This is a genomic window from Streptomyces sp. NPDC048623, assembly GCF_040650755.1.
Lineage (GTDB): Bacteria > Actinomycetota > Actinomycetes > Streptomycetales > Streptomycetaceae > Streptomyces.
Genome location: NZ_JBEZHV010000059.1, coordinates 1 through 1205 on the forward strand (window position 1 = coordinate 1; position 1205 = coordinate 1205).

Annotated in this window: 1 rRNA gene; it reads left to right on the forward strand. The window is 56.3% G+C overall.

Going from position 1 to position 1205, the window contains the following annotated elements:
- Positions 1-1173: ribosomal RNA gene (locus AB0C73_RS36035) — 23S ribosomal RNA — on the forward strand; the annotation flags it as partial.
- Positions 1174-1205: the final 32 nt, after the last annotated feature.

Consider the following 1205-nt stretch of genomic DNA (forward strand, 5'->3'; position numbering starts at 1 on the left):
TGAGCTGGGGGTGGCCGCAGAGACCAGCGAGAAGCGACTGTTTACTAAAAACACAGGTCCGTGCGAAGCCGTAAGGCGATGTATACGGACTGACGCCTGCCCGGTGCTGGAACGTTAAGGGGACCGGTTAGTCACTCTTCGGGGTGGCGAAGCTGAGAACTTAAGCGCCAGTAAACGGCGGTGGTAACTATAACCATCCTAAGGTAGCGAAATTCCTTGTCGGGTAAGTTCCGACCTGCACGAATGGCGTAACGACTTCTCGACTGTCTCAACCATAGGCCCGGTGAAATTGCACTACGAGTAAAGATGCTCGTTTCGCGCAGAAGGACGGAAAGACCCCGGGACCTTTACTACAGTTTGATATTGGTGTTCGGTTCGGCTTGTGTAGGATAGGTGGGAGACTGTGAAGCGGCCACGCCAGTGGTTGTGGAGTCGTCGTTGAAATACCACTCTGGTCGTGCTGGATGTCTAACCTGGGTCCGTGATCCGGATCAGGGACAGTGTCTGATGGGTAGTTTAACTGGGGCGGTTGCCTCCCAAAGGGTAACGGAGGCGCCCAAAGGTTCCCTCAGCCTGGTTGGCAATCAGGTGTTGAGTGTAAGTGCACAAGGGAGCTTGACTGTGAGACCGACGGGTCGAGCAGGGACGAAAGTCGGGACTAGTGATCCGGCGGTGGCTTGTGGAAGCGCCGTCGCTCAACGGATAAAAGGTACCCCGGGGATAACAGGCTGATCTTCCCCAAGAGTCCATATCGACGGGATGGTTTGGCACCTCGATGTCGGCTCGTCGCATCCTGGGGCTGGAGTCGGTCCCAAGGGTTGGGCTGTTCGCCCATTAAAGCGGTACGCGAGCTGGGTTTAGAACGTCGTGAGACAGTTCGGTCCCTATCCTCTGTGCGCGCAGGAATATTGAGAAGGGCTGTCCCTAGTACGAGAGGACCGGGACGGACGAACCTCTGGTGTGCCAGTTGTTCTGCCAAGGGCATGGCTGGTTGGCTACGTTCGGGAGGGATAACCGCTGAAAGCATCTAAGCGGGAAGCCTGCTTCGAGATGAGTATTCCCACCTCCTTGAGAGGGTAAGGCTCCCAGTAGACGACTGGGTTGATAGGCCGGATGTGGAAGCCCAGTAATGGGTGGAGCTGACCGGTACTAATAGGCCGAGGGCTTGTCCTCAGTTGCTCGCGTCCACTGTGTTAGTTCTGAAG